Origin of the sequence: Micromonospora sp. MH99, from assembly GCF_021442385.1 — a bacterium.
Taxonomy (GTDB): Bacteria; Actinomycetota; Actinomycetes; order Mycobacteriales; family Micromonosporaceae; genus Micromonospora.
This window is the reverse complement of record NZ_MUZA01000011.1, coordinates 1-19,753: the sequence shown is the minus strand read 5'-3', so window position 1 is coordinate 19,753 and position 19,753 is coordinate 1. Positions and strand designations below refer to the sequence as shown.

Annotated in this window: 17 protein-coding genes; 9 read left to right on the top strand and 8 right to left on the bottom strand. The window is 69.7% G+C overall.

Annotation, left to right across the window (positions count from 1 at the left end):
- Positions 1-78 precede the first annotated feature (78 nt).
- The 5 genes from B0E54_RS08455 to B0E54_RS08435 all read left to right on the top strand — a co-directional run bounded on the left by B0E54_RS08455 (position 79) and on the right by B0E54_RS08435 (position 4,658).
- Complete coding sequence (locus tag B0E54_RS08455) at positions 79-1,146, top strand: ABC transporter substrate-binding protein (protein ID WP_234582716.1); 1,068 nt, start codon at positions 79-81, stop codon at positions 1,144-1,146.
- A gap of 7 nt (positions 1,147-1,153) precedes the next feature.
- Complete coding sequence (locus tag B0E54_RS08450; protein WP_234582715.1) at positions 1,154-1,924, top strand: ABC transporter permease; 771 nt, start codon at positions 1,154-1,156, stop codon at positions 1,922-1,924.
- Complete coding sequence (locus B0E54_RS08445) at positions 1,921-2,736, top strand: ABC transporter permease (RefSeq protein ID WP_234582714.1); 816 nt, start codon at positions 1,921-1,923, stop codon at positions 2,734-2,736. Before B0E54_RS08450 ends, B0E54_RS08445 begins: the two co-directional genes overlap by 4 nt.
- Positions 2,729-3,586, top strand: a complete 858-nt coding sequence (locus B0E54_RS08440) for an ABC transporter ATP-binding protein (RefSeq protein ID WP_234582713.1) — start codon at positions 2,729-2,731, stop codon at positions 3,584-3,586. Before B0E54_RS08445 ends, B0E54_RS08440 begins: the two co-directional genes overlap by 8 nt.
- A gap of 121 nt (positions 3,587-3,707) precedes the next feature.
- Positions 3,708-4,658, top strand: coding sequence for a PaaX family transcriptional regulator C-terminal domain-containing protein (locus B0E54_RS08435; protein WP_234582712.1), 951 nt, complete (start codon positions 3,708-3,710; stop codon positions 4,656-4,658).
- A 16-nt stretch (positions 4,659-4,674) separates the two neighbouring features.
- On the opposite strand, the gene B0E54_RS08430 is transcribed toward B0E54_RS08435, so the two are convergent.
- From B0E54_RS08430 to B0E54_RS08410, 5 genes are all read right to left on the bottom strand, one after another.
- Positions 4,675-6,378 carry a CocE/NonD family hydrolase gene (locus tag B0E54_RS08430; RefSeq protein ID WP_234582711.1) on the bottom strand — a complete coding sequence of 568 codons (1,704 nt, stop codon included), beginning with the start codon at positions 6,376-6,378 and terminating at the stop codon, positions 4,675-4,677.
- A 56-nt stretch (positions 6,379-6,434) separates the two neighbouring features.
- Positions 6,435-7,304, bottom strand: coding sequence for a carbohydrate ABC transporter permease (locus tag B0E54_RS08425; RefSeq protein WP_234582710.1), 870 nt, complete (start codon positions 7,302-7,304; stop codon positions 6,435-6,437).
- Complete coding sequence (locus tag B0E54_RS08420; protein WP_234582814.1) at positions 7,301-8,254, bottom strand: carbohydrate ABC transporter permease; 954 nt, start codon at positions 8,252-8,254, stop codon at positions 7,301-7,303. The genes B0E54_RS08425 and B0E54_RS08420 overlap by 4 nt, the downstream gene beginning before the upstream one ends.
- Positions 8,255-8,326: 72 nt before the next feature.
- Entirely contained in the window at positions 8,327-9,595 is a 1,269-nt protein-coding gene (locus B0E54_RS08415; RefSeq protein ID WP_234582709.1) for an ABC transporter substrate-binding protein, read from the bottom strand.
- 416 nt (positions 9,596-10,011) lie between these two features.
- Positions 10,012-11,193 carry a low temperature requirement protein A gene (locus B0E54_RS08410; RefSeq protein WP_234582708.1) on the bottom strand — a complete coding sequence of 394 codons (1,182 nt, stop codon included), beginning with the start codon at positions 11,191-11,193 and terminating at the stop codon, positions 10,012-10,014.
- A gap of 90 nt (positions 11,194-11,283) precedes the next feature.
- Here B0E54_RS08410 and B0E54_RS08405 point away from each other — a divergent pair, with 90 nt between their 5' ends.
- Entirely contained in the window at positions 11,284-11,892 is a 609-nt protein-coding gene (locus B0E54_RS08405; protein ID WP_234582707.1) for a class I SAM-dependent methyltransferase, read from the top strand.
- A gap of 45 nt (positions 11,893-11,937) precedes the next feature.
- On the opposite strand, the gene B0E54_RS08400 is transcribed toward B0E54_RS08405, so the two are convergent.
- From B0E54_RS08400 to B0E54_RS08390, 3 genes are read right to left on the bottom strand one after another with little or no spacing between them, the layout of a single operon-like run.
- The gene (locus B0E54_RS08400) at positions 11,938-13,005 is read right to left on the bottom strand and encodes a hypothetical protein (protein ID WP_234582706.1); all 1,068 of its coding nucleotides are present in this window, start codon (positions 13,003-13,005) and stop codon (positions 11,938-11,940) included.
- A complete protein-coding gene (locus B0E54_RS08395) occupies positions 13,002-14,747 on the bottom strand; it encodes a hypothetical protein (protein WP_234582705.1) in 1,746 nt (581 codons plus the stop codon). Before B0E54_RS08395 ends, B0E54_RS08400 begins: the two co-directional genes overlap by 4 nt.
- A gap of 36 nt (positions 14,748-14,783) precedes the next feature.
- A complete protein-coding gene (locus tag B0E54_RS08390; protein ID WP_234582704.1) occupies positions 14,784-15,950 on the bottom strand; it encodes a hypothetical protein in 1,167 nt (388 codons plus the stop codon).
- 319 nt (positions 15,951-16,269) lie between these two features.
- Here B0E54_RS08390 and B0E54_RS08385 point away from each other — a divergent pair, with 319 nt between their 5' ends.
- The 3 genes from B0E54_RS08385 to B0E54_RS08375 all read left to right on the top strand — a co-directional run.
- Positions 16,270-16,881, top strand: a complete 612-nt coding sequence (locus B0E54_RS08385) for a hypothetical protein (protein WP_234582703.1) — start codon at positions 16,270-16,272, stop codon at positions 16,879-16,881.
- A 215-nt stretch (positions 16,882-17,096) separates the two neighbouring features.
- The gene (locus B0E54_RS08380) at positions 17,097-17,912 is read left to right on the top strand and encodes a thioesterase II family protein (RefSeq protein ID WP_234582702.1); all 816 of its coding nucleotides are present in this window, start codon (positions 17,097-17,099) and stop codon (positions 17,910-17,912) included.
- Positions 17,909-19,753, top strand: a 1,845-nt coding sequence (locus B0E54_RS08375) for a condensation domain-containing protein (RefSeq protein ID WP_234582701.1), incomplete at its 3' end; no start/stop codon positions are given. The genes B0E54_RS08380 and B0E54_RS08375, both read left to right, overlap by 4 nt.

Genomic DNA, 19,753 nt, shown 5'->3' with positions numbered 1-19,753 from the left:
TATTCCCATCGAGATCCGACCACTCGTCTCGCATTGCGATTCGCCTTATCGGAATTCTTGACAATCAATCATCTCTGCATGACGCTGATCGACGCGGTCGGATGGTTCACCTCTCCTCGCCGGCCCTCACTCCTCCGGATGCACCAGCGCTTCGCACGGAAGGGCTCGTCCATGAAGAAGGCCACCGCCCTCGCTGTTCTCACCGCCGTCGCGATCGCCCTGACCGGCTGTACGGACTCCGACGCCACCGATCCGTCCCCCGGGACGAGCGGCGACCTGCGCAAGGTCCGCGTGGCCGCGCTGCCGATCAGCGAGACCGCCGCGCTGTGGGGCGGCATCAAGGCGGGCATCTTCCGGGAGCAGGGGCTCGACGTGGAGGTCGTGCCCGCGCAGGGCGGCGCGCAGGCCATCCCGGCGCTGCTCAACGGCGACATCGACTTCGCCATCGGTCAGCCGTTCGGCCCGTTCCGCGCCGACCTGCAGAACCTCGGTGTGGTGATCATCGGGAACTACGCGTCGTCCTACGCCGACGGTGACGACATCAACGCCGTGGTGACGTCGGCGAAGTCGGGCATCACCCGGCCCGCCCAGCTCGCCGGGCGCAAGGTGTCGGTGAACAGCCTGGGCGCCGCCGGCGACGTCACGATCATGGCAGCGGTCGAGAAGGACGGCGGCGATCCGGCGAAGGTCAAGTTCGTCGAGGTGGCCTTCCCGGACGCGCCGGCCCAGCTCGCCGCCGGCAACATCGACGCCGCCTGGGTGACCGAGCCGTTCATCACCCAGCTGCGCAAACGCGGTGACGTCCTCGTGGTCGCCCCCTATCAGGCCACCGTTCCCGGACTCACCACCCTGACGACGATCACGTCGAGCAAGCTGAAGGACTCCAACGCCTCCCTGGTCGCGGACTTCTCGGCGGCGATGAAGAAGACGCTCACCTGGGCCAAGGATCCGGCGAACGAGAAGGACCTGCGTCAGGCCATCAAGGACAACCTCACACTGCCGGAGGCGGTGGCGGACTCCGTGCGGCTCCCGGCGTTCGGATGGGAGCTCGACCGGGCCGGCCTGGAGCAACTGGCGACGCTCGCCCAGAAGTACCGCGTCCTCGACCGGCGACCCGACTTCGACCGCCTCATCCAGCAGCAGTAGCCGGCCGATGCGCAAGATCCTGCTGGGCGCCGCCGGTCTGCTGGGGTTCCTCGTCGTCTGGCAACTGATCCCGACCCTGGGACTGGTCGACCCGCACTACCTGCCGTACGCCACCGACGTGTTCGGACGGTTGGCCGAGGAGGTCCGCGACCTGGCGTTCTGGCGGCGGGTCCGGCTCACCATGACGTCGTGGGCGATCGGCCTGACGGTGGCGACGCTCGCCGCGGTCGCGCTGGGGACCGTGATCGGGATGGTGCCGTTCCTGCGTCGCGCGACGCACACGACTGTCGAGTTCCTGCGGCCGGTGCCGTCGGTCGCGCTGATCCCCCTCGCCGTGCTGATGTTCGGCCTGCAGATGCGCGCCGCGCTCGTCATCATCGTCTACGCGGCGTTCTGGCAGGTGTTCGTGCAGGTGATCTACGGGGTCGCCGACGTCGACACGGTCGCCCGGGACACCGCGCGGAGCTTCGGCCTCACCCGTGCCGAGCGGCTTCGGTATCTCGTCCTGCCGACCGCGCTGCCGTACCTGATGACCGGCCTGCGTCTCGGCGCGGCGGTCGCCCTCATCCTGGCCGTGACCGCGGAGATGGTGATCGGCAACCCCGGCCTCGGGCGCATGATCGAGCTGTCCCGCTCCGCCGGAGACGCGGTCGGCCTCTACGGGCTCGTCGTGGTCACCGGGATGCTCGGGCTGCTGGTGAACGTCGTGTTCCGCTTCGTCGAACGGCGCTCGCTGGCCTGGCACCAGTCGGTGCTCGCGGACGAGGCGACCCGGTGACCGCCGTCGGCACGGGCCGGGCCCGCCCTCGCGACCTGGGCGTCCAGGTCGCCGAGAACGTCCTGTTCGCGGTCGGGCTCCCCGTTCTGGCCGTCGGGCTCTGGGCCGTCTGGTCCACCCGCTCGACGAACCGGTTCCTCGTCGGCCCCCGTACGCTCCTCGACGCGTTCCGGCAGACCTGGATCGGCCCGGCGTTCGCCGACGACGTGCTGCCGAGCGTGTACCGGCTCCTGATCGGACTGTTCACGTCGATCCTGCTCGGCGTCGCCGCCGGCGTCGTCATCGGCCGCTTCCGCCCGCTCCGCGAGATCCTCGAACCGCTGCTGGAGTTCTTCCGCGCGATTCCACCACCCGTCCTGATCCCGGTCGCGATGCTCCTGCTCGGCATCACCGACACCATGAAGGTCGTCGTCATCGTGTCCGGCGCGATCTGGCCGATCCTGCTGAACACGATCGAGGGCGTCCGGGCGACCGACAGCGTGATGCTGGAGACCGCGTACTCGTTCCGGATCTCCCGGTGGGACCGGCTGTGGCGGCTGATCCTCCCGGCGGCGAGTCCGCGCATCATGACCGGCGTACGGCAGGCGCTGTCGGTGGCCCTGATCCTCATGGTGATCTCGGAGATGTTCGCGTCGTCGGCCGGCCTCGGCTACCGGATCGCCTACTTCCAGCGGAACTACCTCATCGCCGAGATGTGGAGCGGCATCCTCCTGCTCGGCCTCATCGGCGTCGTCCTCGCCGTGGTCTTCGGTGTCGTCGAACGCCGCGTCCTGCGCTGGTACCACGGAATGAAGGAGGTCACCCGTGCCTGACGGGCGTCCCCTGCTGAGGGTCGAGCACCTGCGGAAGGTCTACGCGTCCGGCCGGGGCGAGGTCGAGGCGATCGGGGACATCAGCTTCACCATGGATCCCGGCGAGCTGCTGTGCGTCGTCGGTCCCTCGGGCTGCGGGAAGACAACCCTCCTGAAATGCCTCGCCGGGCTGCTCCGGCCGACCAGCGGCCTCGTCGAGATGGAGGGGTCGCCGGTGACCGGCCCGAGCCCGGCGATGGCTGTGGTCTTCCAGGAGTACGGCCGCAGCCTCTACCCGTGGCTGACCGTCCGAGGCAACGTGGAGCTTCCGCTTCGCCACAAGAAGCTCTCCCGCGCCGAACGCGGCCGGCTGGTCGACGACGCCCTCGACGCGGTCGGGCTGCTGCAGTCGGCGCGCAGCCATCCGTGGCAGTTGTCCGGCGGGATGCAGCAGCGGGTGGCGATCGCGCGCGCCGTCGCGTACCAGCCGGACGTGCTGATCATGGACGAACCGTTCGCCGCGGTGGACGCGCAGACCCGCGCCGACCTGGAGGACCTCGTCCGCGAACTGCACCTGACCCGTGGGATCTCCACCGTCTTCGTGACGCACGACATCGACGAGTCGGTGTATCTGGGCCAACGCGTGCTCGTCCTGTCCAACTCCCCCACCCGGGTGCAGGAGGACCTCGCGATCGACCTCCCGCCCGAGCGCGACCAGCTCACCACCCGGGCCCTGCCCCGCTTCACCGAGCTGCGGACCCGCGTCTACGAGCAGATCCAGCGGGCCAAGCGCGGGCCGGTCCCCTCGTCAGTAGACGCCCGTCCGGTTCGGCCCGGACCACAGGCCCGCGATCGGACCGACGGACATTGAGGACACCCCGGGCAACGGCGTTCGCCCGTCCGGACGAGCCTCGCAGCGGGTGCGCCGCACGTGATCATTGACCTGGCGACGTCGCCGACCCTGGCCCGATTCTGAACACCGGAGCGCATCAGTGGTGATCCCGTACGAGATGGCGGACATCGTCCCCGACGTCGCCGGCTCCGTGCGGTTGCCCCGTCGCCAGGCGGGCAGCTCGCCGCAGGGCCTGGCGACGACGTTGATCGCTGACTACACCGCGCGTACGCGGGCCTGGCTGCCCTCGGCGTCGATCGTCGCGCTGCTCGCGGAGACCGGGGTCAGCCCCACCGGCGGCCGCACCGCCATCAGCCGGCTGGCCCGCCGGGGAGTCCTCGAGAACCACCGGGACGGGCGGCGCAGCTCGTACCGGCTGACCCGGACCGCCGCCGACGAACTGCTGGGCGGCGGGGCCTGGATAGCCGGATTCGCCGCCGGGGGCGACTCGTGGGACGGGTCCTGGACGCTTGTCGCCTTCTCCCTACCCCAGGAGGCCAACGGTCACCGGCGCGCGCTGCGCGACCAGCTGCGCTGGCTGGGGTTCGCGTCGCTGTTCGACGGGCTGTGGATCTCTCCCGACGCGCCGAACCCGACCGTCGAGAACCGCCTCCGGGCCTTCGGCGTCGGTGCCATGAGCATCTTCCGGGCCCGGCACCTGGACCTGGCGAGTACGAGCGACAGGTCACCGATCGAGGCGTGGGACGTGGCCGCCATCGCCCACCAGTACGAGACGTTCCTCGAGCGCTGGCGGCCGCTGCTCCCGCAGATCCGGACCGGGCGGATCACCGGCGCCCGCGCGGTCGCCACCCGCACCGAGGTCATGGACACCTACCGGCGTTTCCCCGTCCTCGACCCGCAGCTGCCGATCGCGCTGATGCCCGCCGACTGGCCCCGGGGTCGTGCCCGGGAGCTGTTCGTCTCGGTCTACGACGGCCTCGCCGCGCCCGCCGAGGAACACGTGCGTGCGGTCGTCGCCCGGTTCGCCGACTCCCCCGACCCGGGCATCCGCGCCCACACCACCGGGGATCTCCGCGCGGGCGCCGCCTGACGGCCTCGACGCCGCGTCAGCCACGCCCGCCGCCGGTGGCCGGTGCCCACCCGTCCCAAACCGGCAGGTCGATCCGGGACGGGTGGGCGGGGTCGTGGGAGATCTCCTGCTCCGCCCGGACGGTGGTGGCCGCGGTGGCGGCCGGTTCGCCGGTGCCCGGATTGCGGGCGTAGCGCGGATGCGCCCCCGAGCTGACCTGCACGGCGATCCGGTGGCCGGGGGCGAAGCGGTGGAAGGCCGGCCACAGCGGCACGTCCAGGGTCACGAAACCGTCCCCGTCGGGCGGCGGGTCGGTGGCCGCCGTGCCGACGCTGCCGATGCGGCGGATGCCGTCGCACACGCTCATCGAGCGGCCGTCGGGGTGCACGTCGCAGATCCGCACGAACACGTCGGCGCTGGCGGCCGTCGAGCGGAACCGGACCCGGGCGACCGGCTCCCCGGCGAGGACGACCGGGTGTGCCAGCGGTGGGCTGCGGAAGACGACCACGTCCGGGCGGCGTTCGTGGGCGCTGGTGTCGACCGGTCCGCAGCTCGGGCCCATGTCGGGGCCACCGAGCGCCGGTGTGGGCCGGTCGGGGTCGTAGCTGTAGCGGGTGGTGCCCCCGTCGGGGATCGCCGGGTCGAGCAGCCCGGACGGGTGCAGGTACCAGCGCCGCGTCGCGGTGCCCGGCGGCGGCCACACAGGTAGGTCGTGCCACTGGTCCGCACCCGTGAGAAAGGCGCGCACGGCCGCCGGCCGGGTCGCGGGAGCGCCGACGAAGTGTTCCTTGAGGAACGCGATCGACTCGGCGAGAAACGGGCTCCGCTCACCGCCGTGGCCCCACGGGCCGATGGTCAGCCGGGGCGGGCGGCCGGCCGCGACCAGTTGGGCGTAGTTGCGCAGCTGCCAAGGCAGGAAGATGTCGTACCAGCCGGTGGCCAGGTAGACGGGTGCGGTCACGTCGGGCACCGATGCGGTGTGCGACTGCCGGGTCCAGTAGTCGTCGGTGAGCTTCTCGTGCGCCAGCCAGTCCTGGTACCAGCCGATCGGGTGGCCGGCCACGGCGGCATCGCCGCGGGCCAGGGGCAGGACGTCGAGGGCCTCGGCCAGCTTCCGATCCGGGCGCCGGGCGAGCCGCGCCCGGATCAGGGCGCCGCGCAGGCCCCGCAGGACCATCCGGCGCGACCAGCCGAGCGAGCCGCCCAGCCAGAAGGCGCCGTTGGTCCAGGTGACCGCACCGAAGTCGGCCATGGTGACGTTCAGGCACAGGGCGTCCGGGGCGTTCCCGGGGTCGTCGCGGCACATCCGTCCGGCCACCGCCCACTGGGTGTAGCCGAGGTAACTCTCCCCGTACGTCGCGACGGCGCCGGTGAACCACGGCTGGCGGCGTACCCACCGGTGGGTGGCCATGCCGTCGCACTCCTCGTCGAGCTGGGGCCGGAAGGTGCCTCCGGAGCCGCCCGTGCCCCGGCAGCTCTGCACCAGCACGGTGAACCCGGCCCCGGCCAGCGCGGGCGCGTGGGTGAGCGAGCCGTGCCGGCCGTACGGCGAGCGGACCACGATCGTGGGCAGCGGCGGTTCCCCGGCGCCGACCGGTTGGTACAGGTCGGCGACCAGTTCGACGCCGTCGTTCATCGGCACGCGCAGCCTGCGCCGCACGGTGAACGGGTAGGGCGGCCCCGGGGTCCGGCGGCGGGCACGTCGGAGCAGGCCGGCCAGCCGGCGGCGGACACCTGTCATCGTCCGTCCCTGTTCGACCTCGGTCGCTGTGGTCAGGAGGTGGTGGGCCGGGCACCTCAGCCCTTGAACGCGCCTTCCATGATCCCCTGCACCAGCTTGCGCCCGACGAAGACGAAGAGCACCAGCAGCGGAATGGTGGCCAGGAACGAGCCGGACATGGCCAGGCCCAGATCGATGTCCCGGTTCTGCTGCAGTGCCTTGATGGCGATCTGGGCGGTGTAGTTCTCCGGCGACTTCAGCACGATGAACGGCCAGAGGAAGTCGTTCCAGGCGTAGACGAACGTGAACAGCCCCAGCACGAACGCCGCCGGGCGCACCAGCGGGAACGCCACCCGCCAGAAGATCTGCCAGGTGGTCGCCCCGTCCACCCGAGCGGCGTTCATCAACTCGTCGTCGATGGTGTTGCCGATGTGCTGGCGCATCCAGAAGATGCCGAACGCGCTGACCAGCCCGGGGACGATCACCGCCTGGAGGCTGTCCACCCAGTTGAGGCGGGAGATGATCAGGTATTGCGGCACCACGGCCAGTTGAGCCGGCACCGTCATGGTCAGCACGACGATGAGGAACAGCGTGTTGCGGCCGGGGAAGGACAGCTTGGCGAAGGCGAAGCCGGCCAGCGCGCAGAGCACCGCCTGCCCCACGGCGATGGTGCTGGCCACGATGAGGCTGTTGAGCAGGGACTGCACGAACGGCACGATGGTGAAGACCAGCTTCGCCAGGTGCAGGAAGTTGCCGCCGGGCGTGAGGTGCGGCGGGAGGGTCGTGGCGGTGGCGGAGTCCGTCGTGGCCACCACGAACATCCAGTAGAGCGGGAAGACGCTGACCAGGCTCGTGAGGGTGAGCAGGAGGTAGACCGTCGTCGGGACGCGGTTGGCGTGACGCCGCCGGGCCCGCTTGGGTGCGGCGGTCGAGGTTCCGGGCTTCATGGACGCTCCGAGCGGATGCGGGTGGCCAGCAGGTAGTTGAGGCCGGCGAAGGCCACCACGATGAGGAAGAGCGCGACACCGACGGCCGCGCCGTAGCCGAAGTGGAACTGCCCGAACGACTGTTCGTAGAGGTAGAGGGTGACGGTCTGGCACTGCCGCGCCGCGCCGCAGGTGAGCCCACCGACCGGGTTGGCCAGCAGAGGCTCGGTGAAGACCTGCAGGCCGCCGATGGTCGACGTGACGACGGTGAAGGCGATGATCGGCCGCAGCGACGGGATGGTGATGTGCAGGAACTGCTTCCAGCCGTTCGCACCGTCCGCCGCGGCGGCCTCGAACAGTTCTCGGGGGACCGCCTGCAACGAGGCGAGGTACAGCAGCGTGTTGTAGCCGGTCCAGCGCCAGGCGATCATCGTGGCGATCATGACGTGGCTGCCCCACAGCGAGGCGGTGAAATCGATGTGCTCGAAGCCCAGCAGGCCGAGGATCCAGTTGATCATGCCGTAGTCCCGGTCGAACATCTGGGCGAACACGATAGTGGTGGCCGCCACCGAGGTGACGTAGGGAACGAGCACCGACATCCGGAACACCGTGGCCAGCCGCAGCCGCGCGTGGTTCAACATGTGCGCCAGACCCAGGGCCAGGAGCAACTGCGGCACCGTCGACAGCACCCAGATGCTGAACGTGTTGCGCAGCGCGCCCCAGAAGCGCGGGTCGTGCACGAGGTCGGAAAAGTTGTCCAGCCCCACGAAGCGGTGTTCACCGATCGGATCCCAGTCGAACAGGGAGATGTAGAAGGTGAACAGCAACGGGAAGAGCCCGAAGATCAGGAACAGGACGAAGAAGGGCGAGATGTACGCGTACGGAGCCAGCCGCTCCCGTACGCTCTGCCGGATCTGGCGGTTGCGGCTGGGCCGTGGGAGGTCCGGTGCGGCGGCGGCCGGGCTGAGCATGGTGGTCAAGGGGGTCACCTTCCCGACGCGCGGCAGCCGGGCCGGACCCGGCTGCCGCACATCAACCGTCCGTCATTCGCGCACGGCGTTCTTGACATTGGTCAGGGCGGTGTTCCAGGCATTGGCCGGGTCCACCTTGCCCTGCTCGACGCTGGTGAGGGTGTTGAGCAGTTCGGTGCCGATGGGGCCGTCCTTCGGGCCGAAGTAGAAGGGCTTGATCCCGACCACCGACTGGGTGTAGATCTTGCCGATCGGCGCGTTGTTGAAGAACGGGTCGGTCTTGCCGACCAGCTGCGGGTCCGTGTAGACCGACGGCGTGGTGGGCAGCGATCCCTGCGACACGAAGTGCGCCAGCTGGCCCTTGGGTGACTGCATCTCAGAGATGTAGTTCCACGCCGCCTTCGCGTTCTTGGCGCGCTTGGGGATGGCGAGGAAGCTGCCACCCCAGTTGCCCGAGCCGCCGGGGATGGTGGCGATGTCCCACTTGCCGTTGGTCTCCGGGGCGTTCGTCTTCATCTGGCTGAGCATCCAGGACGGCGAGCACACCACCGCGTAGTCGCCCTTCTTCATGGCGGCGGTCCAGCCGGACGAGAACGATTCCTGCTTGGCGGAGATGCCCGCGGTGAATGCCTTCAGCGTCACGTCGAACGCCGCCTTGACCTGGTCGTTGTCGTAGTCCAGCTTGCGATCGGCGCTGTAGTAGCGCTGGCTGCCCTGGTTGACCGCCTGGAAGAAGACGCTCGTCGGCGTGTTGTCCACGAACGGCTTGCCGGTCTTCTGGACGTAGGTCTTGCCGACGTTGATGAAGTCGTCCCACGTCGGCCAGAGCTTGGCGACCGCCTCCCGGTCGGTGGGCAGCCCGGCCGCCTTGAACAGGTCGGTGCGATAGGCGACCGCGAGGCCGCCGACGTCGGTCGGCACACCGACAATCTTGTTGTCCTTGGTGGTCGACTGCGCCATCACCCAGTCGAGGTAGTTGCCTTTGATGTCGCCCGCGCCCAGCGTGGTGAGGTCGACGAAGTTGTCCGGCGACTGCATGAACTTCGGCAGGTCGTCGGCCTGGATCAGCACCAGGTCGGGCACCTTGCCGCCGGCCAGCGCGGCGGTGAGCGCCTGGGCGGTCTCGGTGGTGGTGCCCACCTCGGTGAGCTTGACGCGCACATCCGGGTGCGCCTTGGTGTAGACGTCGACGTCGGCCTTCTGGTTGATGTTGGCGAACGACCAGAAGTCGAACGTCTTCGTGTCGGCCGAGCTGGATGTGCCATCCGATCCCTGACAGCCGGCCAGGAGGAGGGCGGCTGTGGCGACGATGGCTGCGGCGGTGGTCCGGACGCGTTTCAACGGCCCTCCATACGGTGATCGTGCGGGGCGGTGGTCGGGTGACCGCGGTGGATCGGAGCGACGGGCGTGCCGGCTGCGGGAACGGGAGGCAGCGGCTGACGGGCGGCCGCACCGACGGGGTCAACTCTGGCCGCGTCGTAGGCGAGATCGTCGGTTCCCGTCTCCGAAATCTATCGAGACATTTGCATGCCACTATTTCGTGCGCTGAGGCTACTAACTGCCACGTCATCCGTCAACAACCTCGCTGCCAGCAGGACCGCCCGCCGGCCGGGGAGCGTCCCGACCTCACCGCGCCGAAAGTTTCAGGCACCAGCAACCCGCCCGGGACCGGCGAAAGCCGGTGGCGGCGGGATCGCTGCTGCGGGGCACACAGGGTGCCGACGCCGAGGCGTACCAGCCGGCGGGCGACCTGCGGATCAGCCACCTCGACCGGGACGGCCCATGTCGGCCCCGCCGACGAGGCCGAGCACCACGGCGGCCAGGACCAGGACCGCCAGGCCCGGCAACCGGGCGCCGACCGGGACAGCCGCCATCAGCACCAGCGCCCCGCCCAGCCGGTGGACGGAGCGCTGCCCGCGGACCTCGTACTCCGCCCAGCCCTGCGCGAGGAGGAACAACGCCGGACCGCCGAGCATGATGACCGCCGGCGGCAACCCGCCCTCGTCGGTGGGGTGGGCGATGACCAGCTCGAATCCGACGGCGGTGACCAGCACACTGGCCACCGTCGCCAGGTGGATGTAGGTCGCCCGCTCACCGAGTCGCGCCGGGGACGTCGAGTCGCGGATCGCGGTGGGGAGCAGGTGTCCGGCGCGGTGGAAGTAGATCCGCCAGAACAGCACCGTGACGACGAACGCGATGACGAACGCGGCGACCTTCGCGGGGGTCAACCGGTCCGCGCTGGAGGCCAGGCCGATCACCAGGATCGCCTCGCCGAGTGCGATCAGGAACACCTGCTGGTAGCGCTCCACCAGGTGGACCCCGTTGATCACCCACTGGTTCACCCGGGAGGCGCCGAGCCGGGGTATCGGCCAGCCGGTGGCGAACCCCACGTACTCGATGGCCAGGGCACCGGCCCAGACGGCGGGACGGGAGTGCTCGCTCACGGCGGCGCCGATGAGCCAGGGCACCGCGGCGACTGCCGTCCAGATCGTGATGCGGGTGGTCACCAACCGTCGTGGATGGTGGCGCAACGCCAGAGTGAGCGCGAGCGGCCGGCCGAGCTGGATGGTGACGTAGGTGACCGCGAACACCACGGCTCGGCCGCCGAACGCGTACGGCATCCCGATGGCCAGCACCAGCGCGCCGAACATGACCACGATGACCAGCGCCTGAACGAACGTCAGCGCCGGATCGTAGAGGCTGGTGACCCAGGCCGCCAACATCCAGATCAACCAGAGCAGCAGGAAGAAGAACAGCGCCTCGGCGGCCCCCGCCCGCACGTCGCGCTCGGGCTCGCTGGCGTTCAGCTCGGTGATGAGCCGTTGCGCGACCCGGGTGAGGGCGAAGACGAAGACCAGGTCGTAGAAGAGCTCGAGAAACGCCGCCCGGGGCGAGGCCACCGGATCGCGCAGCAGCCGTCCCGTCCACGCGTGCGACATCCCGCATACACCCCTGGGCATCAACGATCTCTGGGACGGGGGGTTGCGTGCGGTCGGTCGCCCGGAGGGCGGAGCTCCTATAGTCGGGCGGTGGGCACGGAACAGGTACGGCAGGCGTACGCCGCGGTCGCGGATCTCTACATCGAACTGTTCGGCACGCGTGAGAAGGTGGACCCCGACGACCTCGCCCTCATCGGCCGGCACCTGGGGGGCCGACCCGGTCCGGTGCTCGACCTGGGCTGCGGCCCGGGTCACCTCACCGACCACCTACGCTCGCTGGGCGTCGACGCCACGGGCGTCGACGTGGTCCCCGAGTTCATCGCCCACGCGCGGGCGACCCATCCCGGCGGCAGCTACCGCCTCGGGTCGCTGGACGACCTCGACGTCGCCGACCACTCAGTCGCCGGCATCCTGGCCTGGTACTCGCTGATCCACCTGCCGCCGGAGCGCCTCGACGGCGTGCTCGCCACGTTCCGTCGCGCCCTGGCCCCGTCCGGGAGGTTGGTCCTGGGCCTCTTCGCCGGCGACGAGGTGGACGCCTTCGACCACAAGGTCCTGACCGCCTACCGGTGGCCCGTCGACGAGATCTCCGAGCGGCTGGCGCGCGCCGGCTTCACCGAGGTCGAACGCCTGGAGCGCCGGGATGGTGGCATCCATCGGCCGCATTTCGCCATCGCGGCGGTCGTCACCGAGGAATGAGCCGGCGCGGTCGCGCGGCGGACACCGCACGGAACTCAGCCGACGCTAGTTCCGCCGATCCTGCATGAACCGGCAGGATTTCAACCAGAGCTTCACCGCGGTAGTCGCCGCCACCGTGCTGACGAACTGCCAATCCTTCACCCGGTCGGGCTCACCGAAGTCGGCGATCCCCCGCATGACCATCCAGGGAACGGCCTGCTCATCGCAGGTGACCGCAAACCCGGCGCCCTCCATCTCCAATGCGCCGGTGCGGCGCTCCGGGCCGAACCACCGCGCCCGCCGTCCGACTCTGCCGTCCTCCACCAACTCGTCCTTGGCCTGGATCGTCTTCAGTATGAGCCTTGGACGGTAGGTCGCCGGGTCGAAGAGCTCAGGGACCTGCAGATCGTCCAGGTCGGCGGTTGCCGCCGCGACCTCCTTGGCGATCAGGTCGTGCCAGCCGAGCCGCTCCGGCCGGAACGACGTCATCTCGCGGGCGATCCTGAGGTCCGGGTCCAGCGACGCCGGGTCGGGCTCGTAACCGCGGGTCGTCGATATTCCGCGCCCGGTGTCGATGATCTTGTCGCCGAACACGACGTCGCCCAGTCTGACCTGCCCACTGTGACCGGCTGCCATGCCGACGAGGCAGCACAGCCTGACCTCGTACGTGGAGAACACGGTGTGCAGGAAGGCGGCCATCCGACTGTTACCGGCCGTCCCGCACTTGGTGATGATCCCCTTCAGCGGTGGCTGACCCTCACGCGCCACTTCGACGTCGAAGAAGTACGCACCTCGCGCTGAATAGTCAGGTTCGCGTCGGAGGTCGACGCCCAGCGCCACCTTCGCTGCGTCGAACTCCCGCTCCTTCACCGTAACGAGCGCAAAGTCGACGCTACGCGACACCTGCCATCTGTCGAGCTGATCGAAGATGTCCTTGGCGCGCTCGGCATCGAGCCACCGCGAGCCCATGATCGCCGCAGCATGGACAAGGACCTTGGAGCGAAATCTCTCGTCGAGGCGGCTGACGGACCAAACAAGATCATCGAACATGATCGACGCCACGTCATCAGACGCCTCTGACCGCAGCAGAGCGAGCAACGTCAGAACGTCGTTCTCCGTCGGCTGTCGGGTCACGGCCTGCGCACCGCTTCCGCATCGGAGTCCGCGCGCTGCGTGGGCACGTCCTTCCGGGGAGCTGGCGGCCGCCAGCCGTAGAGCGAGTGTCGCTGTCCTGCGGCCTCGGGCGCAAAGTCGAGCAGTGTGCAGACGGCCTTCACGTTCAGGCCCTTCGCGAGGGCGATGCGCTCCATGGCGTCGATCGTGTCGCCGGCACCGACGAACTCGTCGATGAGGACCACCTCCTTGGTGGCGACGGAGTCCAGCTCCTGGCACCAGGGGGCGGCGTCATCGAAGACCCGCTCCGGGGCGGTGCCGTCAACCACCTTCTCGATCGCCTCGCGGGGGATCCTCACCACTTGGGCGCCCGACCGCAGCGACAAGCTGTTGGACAGCTTGCGGGACCCCTGTTCGCGTTCGGGGCAGACCAACAGGATGTCCTGCCCCACCGTGCTCGTCGACCGACGCACAAACATCCATAGCTTGTCGGCCAGCCAATTCCCATACTTTTCAAGGATCCGAGGGACGTCAGGGACCACGGGGTAGGCGCCCCGGCGGGGAGTCGGCACGTCATCCTCGGGCTTCACGCCGCACAGTCGTACGAGGTCCCAGAACTCCGCGGTGGTCAGCGCGTTGGTCCGCTCCTCGTACCGCCTGGTCTCTCCCACCACTGCCAGGCGGCACTCGGCCTCCAACTCGGTGCGCTGTTCGACCGACAAGAAGTATTCGACGTCGTACTCCGTGCCGTCGTCGCCCTCGATCCGACGGCGTCCGAACCGTGGCTGCGCTCCACCGACACAGAGGACGGCCAGGATCCGCAACCGGGTGGGACGCAGCGCAGCGGTAATGGTGGCGACCCGTTCCGCGAGCGACACCCCTGTGTTGACGACGGCGACGACGAGCAGCACCGATCGAGGGTGGGGATCCTCTGGCGCCTTGACGATCGCCTCGGAGAAGGACCGGACCGGCAGTGAGCCGGCGGATATGCAGGATCCCTTCAGTGGATTGGCAAGCCAGTTGGACACGGACTCGTGATAGACGACCAGGTCAGGCCGCTCGGCGGAGTCAGAGCCGAGCGCGTCGTCCAGCAGATGGCCGAGTTCGTCCTGTGCCCGGCTGGCGTCGAAGTAATGGCGCAACACCTTCCGCTCACCCTGACGGCCATGCGGGCTGAACCAGCCGAGCCGAGTGATCAGCTTTCGTTCCAACAGATCGATCGGCGCGGTCCGCAGACGATTCAACGCGCTCCGATAGTCGTCGACATCGTCGTCCGACCAGGACGAGGTGCCGCCGTCGGAGAGGAGATGGATCTGACCGGAGGTCAACCGCATCTGCAAGCGTTCACGAAGTTTGATGTCTTCCGCCTGTTCGGTGGGCAGCAGGATAACCAGGGTTCGATCGGCCCACTGCTCGGTGTCGCATGCGGCGCTTACCGCCGAGGCGAGATGCAGCAACGCCTCAGGACGGAGAAACAGCTCGCTGTTGACTGTCTGGGTGCTCACCGACAGATCGAGGATTCCGAGGTCGGCCCGGTCAGGAAGCTCCATCAACGCCTGAAAGAGCGGCTGGTAGACCGAACCGGTTTCGACGAGCGCCTTGTCCGTGGCGACGGTGTGGAAGGCAGCCGCCGATTCCGCGTAGCGCAGCGTGCGGCCGGCCACGATCCGGGCAACGTCCGCGTAGAAGGCGCGCTGCCGGTCGTCCGGTTCCTCGCCCGGCCCCAACCCGAAGCGAACGAGATCGAACGTGGTCTGTGACATCTGTGGGGACTGTTCCAGCATCGGACAGGCGCCGGACTAGTCGTTGAGCGGGAGGGTCACGACAACGAGATCACCGAGCACTGCCCCGCCGTTCGACCGATCGTAGGTGAGCGTCGGAGTCGGGGCTGGGACATCGGTGCCATCGCGCTGGTCGCGGGCCAGGGCGAGATGCGCATCGGCGCCGTAGGTGTCGAGTTGGCCGCCGAAGATGTCGACCACCGCGCTGGCGAGGACGGTGGGGCTGCTCGGCAGTTGCCAGGCATCCCGAACAGCCATGGGCGTGTGCGGCAAGGCTGCCAGCACGTTCTCCGGCTCGTCGAACACCAGTTCAAGCAAGTCAGTCGTCGCCACCCTGGTGGATCGCTCACCAGCCCCGTCCCACCAGAAGGCGATCTGGAGGTAGGCACGATCGCCTCGATGCAGTCCATAATGCGCGGCGACAACCGCGGTCTGCTTGTCGTGACCGATCGACGCGCGGATGAGGGTTTCCAGGATCACCAACCGGGCCACCTGGGCGCCAGGGCCGGCCAGATCCCGGTCGAGCGCGGCCACCACGTGCTTGGACAGCCAATCCGCCGCGTACCGTACCGCCGGCGCGTGCCGGGTGTTCGACCCCAGTTGGAGGACCTTGAGCGGAAAGATGTTGAAGGGGAGAGTCGGGCGCCTGCTGTTCCCCGGCGCGCGCTTGAGGTAGGAGTCGACGCGGGTCAGTCGGTACAGGCTCTCGGTGGTCAGCAATTGGGACAGCGACGTCTCGGAAGCGACCGTCACGGCATCCAGGAAGTTGATTTCCCGGAGAAAATCGATCATCTCTGGCTGCTCGGGGAGTCGAACTCTGGTAACCAGCCCGAGACGGTGCCGTTCGACGATTTTCGAGATGAGGTAGACCGGCCCGGCAACATCGGAGAAAGAGCATTCCGTCAGGTCCAGCAACGCCCTCGGCTCGCTTCGCCAGTATTCGGCTGCCTTGGCCCACGAACGCCGCAGCGGCTCAATTGCGCCGTCGCCTGGGATGGGGACCAGATAGCCGTCTTCGGCGGCCAACCTCTTCGCCGCCGACCGGCGGTCCAGGGCGTCCTGCAAACTGCGGCTCAGCGAACTGGTCGCCAGGCCCACGAACAACTTGGCGACGTGCAGCGCCAGCTGATCGCCCTTCGTCGGCTGGTACACCGTTGCCGATATCGACGCCTGCCGCCCCGTCATCGATACCCCAAGTCAAGTCGCGGACGGAGTGATCCTGAGCCCGTCCTTGTCCGATTGGGCGACACACCCATGCGTCAACATGACCAGCGGGTGAATCCCGAGCAGAAACCTAGCAGCGCGAACACGGCCTGTGAAGGTGCGACAGTACGTGACCGCGGTGTCGAAACCCGACAATGGACGGACGACCGATGCGGGGACCGACACTCGGGCCACGAAGCAGACCAAGAAGGCAACCATGACGCCAGGTAGTGACTGGGGGGCGACTGTCGGATTCTGCCGGCGATCTCCGGTCGGCCGAGGTCCATGTCCAAGATCGTCTATGCACGTGCTGACCGTTCGTTTGGCTGCTTCGGGCATCATGGGACGCATCATCGGTCGCGCGGGAAGGACGTGCATGGGCGGCGAAATCACCACCGGCGGGCTACTGCTCACCGAGTACGAGCAGCTGAAGCACGAGCAACGCACGCGAATCGGATTCCGCGACAACCTGATCTATGCCACTCTCGGATCGATGGCGGCGGTGGTCGCGGCCGTTCTCTCCGTCAAGGACCACGCCAATCTGTTGCTCCTGCTGCCCGTGGCCAGCGCCGTCCTCGGATGGACCTACCTGATCAACGATGAGAAGATCTCGGCCATTGGTCGCTACGTCCGCACGGACCTTGGTCCCCGCCTGATGGCGCTGACGTCGGACAGTCAGCCCGTATTCGGCTGGGAGACGGCACACCGCTCCGACGCCCGCCGCATCTCCCGGAAGTACCTACAACTCGCCGTCGACCTGGGTACCTTCGTCGCTCCGCCAGTTGCCGCCCTGATCGTCTTCTGGGCGAATGGGCCCTTGAGCTTCGCCTTCGTCGCCGTGTCCGGCATCGAGGTCGCCGCCACGGCCGTGCTCGCCTGGCAGATCGTCGTCTACGCCGACCTGACCCGCTGACCCACGACGTGCACAACCATGGGCGCTGGCCCGGCTCGACGGCAGTGACGACGAAGCCGTTACGGGGCAGGCGAAACCGTCGTCACACGGGCTTTCACGGCCACCAGCGGGTCGCCGAGGTGCCGCCCGGCATCGGTGGCGCCCAGCGGACACCGCGACGAACCCTCAGCCGACGCTAAGACCGCTGTCACGGCCCGTTCCTAGCGTGTGCGGGCATGGCGACACCACCCGTATCCCTGCCGGCGACCGCCGCCCGAACGGCCGACGCCGCAGCCTGGTTGAGCTGCGTCGCGCCGCGCCCGGCCGCCCGACTGCGGCTGGTGTGCCTGCCGTACGCCGGTGCCGGCGCTGCCGCGTACCGGCCGTGGGCCACAGTGCTCGGCGATGACGTGGAGGTGTGGGCCGCGCAGCTGCCCGGCCGTGAGCGCCGGCTGGCCGACCCGCCACTGAGCACCATGGACGAGCTGGCGACCCCGCTGGTCGCGGCGATCGTCGAGCGGGTGCCGGTGCCGTTCGCGATCTTCGGTCACAGCATGGGCGGCCTGATCGGGTACGAGGTGACCGCCCGCCTGGTCGCGCGGGGAGACCACGTACCCCAGCGTCTGGTGGTCTCGGCGGCGCGTCCGCCGCGCACCGCGGCACCGCTGGGCGCGGCGCACCGCCTCGACGACGCGGCGCTGACCCGGTGGCTGCGCGACCTGGGCGGGATCCCCGACGAGGTGCTCACCGACCCGGGCCTGCTGGAGCTGATCCTGCCCACCGTGCGGGCCGACCTGACCGTCGTCGCGTCGTACCGGCCGGCGACCGTGCCGCCGCTGCCGCTGCCCGTGGACGCGGTGGCGGCGGCCGACGATCCCCTGGTCGACCCGGACGAGGTGGCCGGCTGGGCGGCCTGCACCGATTCCGGTTTCTCGCTGACCGTCGTGCCCGGGGGCCACCTCTACCTGCACGACACCCCTCCCCCGCTGTCCCGCCTGCTCGGCGGCGGGCCGGCCGCCGACCGCGCGTACGTCGAAGGGGCCACCCGATGACCCAGGACCTGCACCCGGACCTCGCCGACCTCACCCCCGAGCAGCGGGAGCTGCTGGCCCTGCGGCTGCGCCAGAGCCGTGCCGGCAAGGCCCCCGCCAGCCGCCCCGACACCGCCGTGCCGTCGCCCCGATCGGGCGGCGGACCGGCCAGCTACCCGCTCTCCTTCACCCAGGAGCAGCTCTGGTTCCTGGACCGGCTGGAGCCGGGCACGCCGGTCTACAACGTGCCCTTCGCCGAGCGGATCACCGGCCCCCTGGACGTCGCGGCGCTGCACCGGGCGATCGACGCGGTCGTGGCCCGGCACGACGCGCTGCGGATCGTGTTCGCGTCCGTCGACGGCGTCGTCACCCAGCGGGTGTCGGACGCCCTGGAGGTGCCGCTTGCGGTAGTCGACCTGACGGCGCTGCCGGAGGCCGAGCGGCAGGCGGCGATCGTCCGGGAGGTCGCCGCGCACGCGGCGGTCACCTTCGACCTCACCAGCGGGCCGCTGCTCGCCGTCCGGCTGCTCGCCCTCGCCGCCGACGAACACCTGCTGCTGGTGACCGCGCACCACATCGTCTTCGACGCCTGGTCGGCAGGCGTGTTCGTCGAGGAGCTGGTGCGCTGGTACGGCGAGTTCGCGGCCGACGTGCCGGCCGGGCTGCCCGCGCTGCCCACCCGGTTCGTCGCGCACGTCGCCGCCCGCCGCCGGCCGGAGGCGGAGCGGGAACTGGCCGGTCACCTGGCGCACTGGCGGGAACGGCTCGCCTCGGCGCCGGCCCGCTCGACGCTGCCACCGGACCGCCCCCGGCCGCCGGTGCAGACCCACCGTGGCCGGAGCCTGCCGTTCACCGTCGACGCCGAGGTGACGGCAGCCCTCGCGGGGCTGGCCCGCAGCGCCGGCGCGACAGTCAACGCAGTGGTCCTCGCCGGGCTGACCGCCCTGCTGCGACAGGCGACCGGCCAGGACGACCTGCTGCTCGGGATGCCCTCCGCCGGCCGGGCGAGCACCGACCTGGAGCCGCTGATCGGCTGCTTCGCCACGATGCTGGTGCTGCGGGTGGACGCCGGTGGCGACCCGAGCGTGCGCGACCTCGTCCGCCGGGTGCACCGCACGGTCAGCGAGGCGTACGCCCATCAGGAGGCCCCGTACGCGCGGGTGGTGGAGGAGGTCCGGCCGGTCCGCGATCCGAGCGTGAACCCGCTGTTCCAGGTGCTGGCGACCATGACCGACGGCGGTGTGCCGCAGCGGCAGGCCGGCGGGGTCACCTTCCGGCCGGTGCCCGCCGAGAGCGGCCTCACCGACTTCGACCTGTTCGTCAGCCTGACCGCGCACGCAGACCGGATCGACGGCGCTGTCGACTTCAACGCCGACCTGTACCTCGACGAGACGATCGCCGCGACCGTGGGTCGGCTGCCGGAGCTGCTGCGCGCCATGGCGGACGCGCCGGATGAGCCGCTGTCGGAGGTGACCGGGCTGCGCCGGCACCGCATCGCCCTGGCGGCCACCTTCACCGTGGACCCGCTGCGCGATCCGGTGGAGTTCTGGCTGCGCTTCCTGCGCGTACCCGCGTCGGTGGAGCTGGCCGGGTACGGCCAGTTGGTGGCCCACCTGCTGGCCGGGCCGACGGCCGACGCCACGGTCTGCCTGCTGCGCTGGGAGGACTGGCTGCGCCGGCAGGACCACACCGCCGCCGAGGCGGCCCTCGACGCGGCGATGGACGACCTCGACGCGGCGGTGGCCGCGTACCGGCGGCGGACCGACGCCCCGCTGCTGCTGGTGGTGTGCCCCGCGTCGCCGCGCGCCGCCGACCGGCTCGGCGAGCGGTCCGGCCGCCTCGACGACCGGCTGGCCGCGTTG

Coding starts and splice junctions, on each gene's coding strand:
- B0E54_RS08455 (WP_234582716.1), top strand. CDS start 79: ATGACGCTGATCGACGCGGTCGGATGGTTCACCTCTCCTCGCCGGCCC.
- B0E54_RS08450 (WP_234582715.1), top strand. CDS start 1,154: ATGCGCAAGATCCTGCTGGGCGCCGCCGGTCTGCTGGGGTTCCTCGTC.
- B0E54_RS08430 (WP_234582711.1), bottom strand. CDS start 6,378: ATGACAGGTGTCCGCCGCCGGCTGGCCGGCCTGCTCCGACGTGCCCGC.
- B0E54_RS08425 (WP_234582710.1), bottom strand. CDS start 7,304: ATGAAGCCCGGAACCTCGACCGCCGCACCCAAGCGGGCCCGGCGGCGT.
- B0E54_RS08420 (WP_234582814.1), bottom strand. CDS start 8,254: ATGCTCAGCCCGGCCGCCGCCGCACCGGACCTCCCACGGCCCAGCCGC.
- B0E54_RS08410 (WP_234582708.1), bottom strand. CDS start 11,193: ATGTCGCACGCGTGGACGGGACGGCTGCTGCGCGATCCGGTGGCCTCG.
- B0E54_RS08395 (WP_234582705.1), bottom strand. CDS start 14,747: ATGTCACAGACCACGTTCGATCTCGTTCGCTTCGGGTTGGGGCCGGGC.
- B0E54_RS08390 (WP_234582704.1), bottom strand. CDS start 15,950: ATGACGGGGCGGCAGGCGTCGATATCGGCAACGGTGTACCAGCCGACG.
- B0E54_RS08385 (WP_234582703.1), top strand. CDS start 16,270: ATGCACGTGCTGACCGTTCGTTTGGCTGCTTCGGGCATCATGGGACGC.
- B0E54_RS08380 (WP_234582702.1), top strand. CDS start 17,097: ATGGCGACACCACCCGTATCCCTGCCGGCGACCGCCGCCCGAACGGCC.